The organism is Mycobacteriales bacterium (assembly GCA_040902655.1).
Lineage (GTDB): Bacteria > Actinomycetota > Actinomycetes > Mycobacteriales > SCTD01 > SCTD01.
On sequence record JBBDWV010000031.1, the window covers coordinates 1 to 3773 of the forward strand.

Annotated in this window: 4 protein-coding genes and 1 pseudogene; all 5 read left to right on the forward strand. The window is 72.3% G+C overall.

Features of this window, described 5'->3' with window-relative positions:
* A partial coding sequence (locus WD794_09420) for a zincin-like metallopeptidase domain-containing protein (GenBank protein MEX2290530.1) occupies positions 1 to 682 on the forward strand: 682 nt, incomplete at its 5' end.
* 138 nt (positions 683 to 820) lie between these two features.
* Entirely contained in the window at positions 821 to 961 is a 141-nt protein-coding gene (locus tag WD794_09425; protein ID MEX2290531.1) for a hypothetical protein, read from the forward strand.
* Between the two features lie 318 nt (positions 962 to 1279).
* Positions 1280 to 1396: pseudogene (locus tag WD794_09430) on the forward strand (DUF1232 domain-containing protein).
* Between the two features lie 410 nt (positions 1397 to 1806).
* Positions 1807 to 2121, forward strand: coding sequence for a hypothetical protein (locus WD794_09435; GenBank protein ID MEX2290532.1), 315 nt, complete (start codon positions 1807 to 1809; stop codon positions 2119 to 2121).
* 79 nt (positions 2122 to 2200) lie between these two features.
* The coding region (gene mobF / locus WD794_09440) for a MobF family relaxase (GenBank protein MEX2290533.1) at positions 2201 to 3773 on the forward strand (1573 nt) is incomplete at its 3' end.

Sequence of the window (3773 nt, forward strand, 5' to 3'; positions counted from 1 at the left end):
CCGCCGCGGCGAGAAGGGCACCCAAGTCGTCCTGTGGAAGCCGACCACCGCCAAGGCCGACACCGACGACAACGACGAACCCGCCGGGCCTCGTCGCCGCCTGCTCGCACGCGCGTACACCGTGTTCGCCGCCGAACAGGTCGACGGCGCCGACGAGATCACCGCCCGCCGCGCCCAGGAACTCGCCGACCGCGACACCCCCGAACGCATCGAGGCCGCCGAGGCGTTCTTCGCCGCCGTCGGCGCCCGCGTCGTCGAGGGCGGGAACCGGGCCAGCTACCAGCCCGCAACCGACACGATCCACCTGCCCTCGCTGTCCCAGTTCGACGAGGCCGCCCACTACTACGGCACCAGCGCACACGAACACGTCCACTGGACCGGCCACGCGGACCGCTTGGCCCGTGACCTCACCGGCCGGTTCGGCAGCGACGCCTACGCCGCCGAGGAACTCGTCGCCGAGCTCGGCGCCGCCATGTGGTGCGCACAGTTCGGCATCAGCGCCGTGACCCGCCCCGATCACGCCGCCTACCTCGCCGGCTGGCTTCGCGTGCTGCGCACCGACGCCCGCGCCCTGGTCACCGTCTCGAGCCGGGCCCAAGCCGCGGTCGACCACCTCACCGCCTGCGCCGGGATCACCACCACGCAGGAGGCCGACACCACCGAAGACAGCGAGGCCGCGTGATGCACGTCCCGCACCGCCGCTGCGACGAGATCGCCGCCTACAGCTACCGGGCCGAGATCCTCTGCCGGCCTGCACGATCGAGGCCATGATCGCCGCCCGGACGGCTGCTCCCGCAGCGCGCGACATGCCGCCGAAACGGTGCTCGACGAGTGCGCCGGAGCGCTCGCCGTCGACCGAGACGACGAGACCACCTTCGACAGCGACGAGTTCCCCAAGGTCGTGCACCTCGACCAAGTCCGCGCCGACGAACCGTGCGGAGCCTGCGGTACCGACCTCTGATCGCGGCCGGGCTCGTGAAGGCCGCTCCGACCCGCTGGCGGTCGCGAGCCCCGGGCGTGCCGTGACCGTCCCTTCGGGCCGGGTGCCGTTGACCGGCGCCTACGGGACGCCGATGGCCCTACGATCAGCGGGAGGCGCGCAATGAACTGGTGGAAAGTCATCGCAGTAGGCGCCGCCACCCTCGCTGCGTCATGGGTCGTGCTCGTCCTCCTGGCCCGACGCCTCCCACCCGGCGTCCTCAAGGAACTCGCAGGATTCCTGCCCAACTGCGTCCGTCTCGTCCGACGACTCCGCTCGGACCCGACCGTCCCGCGACGGGCGAAGCTCGCAGTCGTGATCGCCGGTCTGTGGGTGCTGTCTCCCATCGACCTCATCCCCGAGTTCCTCCCCGTCATCGGTCCGCTCGACGACGTCGTCGTCGTGGCCATCGCCCTGCGCTACGCCGCCCGACGCGTCCCGCACGACACACTGCTGGCCGCCTGGGACGGCGACCCCCGAGTCATCGCACGGCTCCTCGGACCCCGCCACCCGGCACCCGACGACCCCGATCGCGGCCTCACCTCGGAACTGTAGAAGTCGAACCTCGTACCGTCGCGGCCATCCCGCCACCGAAAGGAGGCCCGCTGATGCGCCGACGACCGACACCAACCACCCCCGCCGCAGTCCCCACGCCTGCCGTGGGCGCCCCGGTCCCGCCCGGATCGAGCTACGACTGGGCCCGATTCGGCCGCCACCGCCTCCGCACACCGGCGGCGGTCGTGGTTGACACCCCGCTCCCGCCGGCCGCGGCCGGGTGGATGGCCACCGTTTGGCCCGACCCACACGCGCCGGGCGGCTGGGGACGGATGCTCTGGCAGCCCGACCCCACCTACGGACGGGGGTGGCTGATCCCGGACCGCCTCGCGCTGGGCGACGTCCTCGAGTTCGGCACCCGCACCCCTGCGGGCTCCGGCGCCCGGTGGTACGGCATCCTCGACTCCTACGAGGTCGCGGCGTGGCTGACCATGCAAGGTCCCTACCCGAACCCGGCCGCCGCGCTCGCCGAGGCCGAGCGGCTGCTGGCCGGCGAGCGGTACTTGCCCCCGCTCGACGCCCAACCCCTGCGTGCACCGACTCGACCGTGTACGAGGCTCCCTCGACGGCGAGCACGGCACCCGTAACGCGGCAGCCGACCCTGTCGCGCAGCCGGGAGTCAGCCGGGACTGGACCAGATCACGTTCACAGATAGGCACCAAAGGTGTGCACGCCGGTTTTCGCGGCTCCGGGACGTCGGCCGGGACCAACCCCGGGACCAAGATCCCGTTCGCTGGCCAGGTGTTGTCGATCGCCAAGCTCCGCGTCGGCCAGGAGGCCTACCAGCTCTCCGGGGTCGCGCAGTCGCTCGACGACTACTACACCGGCGCCGGCGAAGCAGCGGGCCGTTGGATCGGCGCCGGCGCCGAACGCCTCGGGCTCGCCGGTGAGGTCGTCCCGGATGATCTGCGGGCGGTGCTGGCGGGAATGGCGCCGGGATCGGGCGGTCTCACTCCGAACGGCGAGACGATCCGTGCCCACCCCCGCCGCGTGCCGGGATTCGACCTGACCTTCAAGACCCCCAAATCGGTGTCGGTCCTCTACGCCGTGTCCGACGACCCGAGAGTGCAGGGAGCGATCATCGACGCCGGCGAGACCGCGGTCCGCGAAGCCCTGGGCTGGCTCGAGCGCGAAGCGATCCACGTCCGGCGGGGCACCGGGAATGAAGCGTTCCTCGATGACCTCGCCGCCCGGGATCCACACGCCGCAGCCGCGGCCCGGCTCCGGGCACTGCCCGGCCAGGGTGTCGTGGCTGCGACGTTCCGGCATCGCACCAGCCGGGCCGGTGACCCGTTGCTGCACTGGCACACCCTGGTCGCCAACCTCGTCGAAGGCCCCGACGGACGCTGGTCGGCGTTCCACTCGCCCCGCCTCTACCGCTCCGTCCGGGCCGCGGGTGAGGTGTTCCAGACCGTCTTGCGGGCCGAGCTCACCCAGCGGCTCGGTATCGAGTGGCGGCCCGGCCGCCACGTCCCCGAGATCGCCGGTGTCCCCCAAGCGCTGTGCGACCTGTTCTCCAAGCGGTCTCGCGAGATCGAGGACTGGCTCGAAGCAACCGGGACTCCCGACAGCCCAGCGGGCCGCCAGGAAGCTGTACTCGCCACGAGGCGCAACAAGCCCGAAGTGGAACACGAACGCTTCGACACCGCATGGAAGGCCGAGGCCCTCGACGTCGGCTGGGGACCCGACGCCGCCGAAGCCCTCATCGCCAGCGCAGGTGACGGCCGGGTACCGGATGTGGCGGAGGTGTGGCGGCTCCCCGAACAGGTCGAGACCCCGACCGGAGCGATCGTGGTCGACGGGGTGGTGGACCCCGAGGAATGGGTTGCGCACCTGTGCCGGCAGTTGACCGAGACCGACTCGACGTTCACCCGTCCCCAGCTCGTGGCGGCCGTCGCGGCGCGCATCGGCGAGGGAGCCACGATGGCCACCCTCGAACGTGTCGTAGCCCGGGTCATGGCCTCGCCCGTGGTGGTGCCGGTCGGCGACGACGGCGGCCGGTGGACGTCGGTCGAGCTACTCGCGGTCGAGCGCCGCTTCCTTCACACAGCGGACACCGCCCGGGCAACGAGGGCACCGCTCCCGCCCAGCGTCGTAGACCCGGTGATCGGCGCGACCCCGACGCTCGGCTCGGACCAGGCCGCGGCGGTGCGCGCGCTCACCGGGACCAGCGACGGGGTGGCCGTGCTGGTGGGCCCGGCCGGGACCGGCAAGACCTACACCCTCGACACGATCCGCG

Bases quoted from the DNA above. Each gene is read 5' to 3' on its own strand.
- WD794_09435 (MEX2290532.1), top strand. From the start codon at position 1,807: ATGCTCTGGCAGCCCGACCCCACCTACGGACGGGGGTGGCTGATCCCG.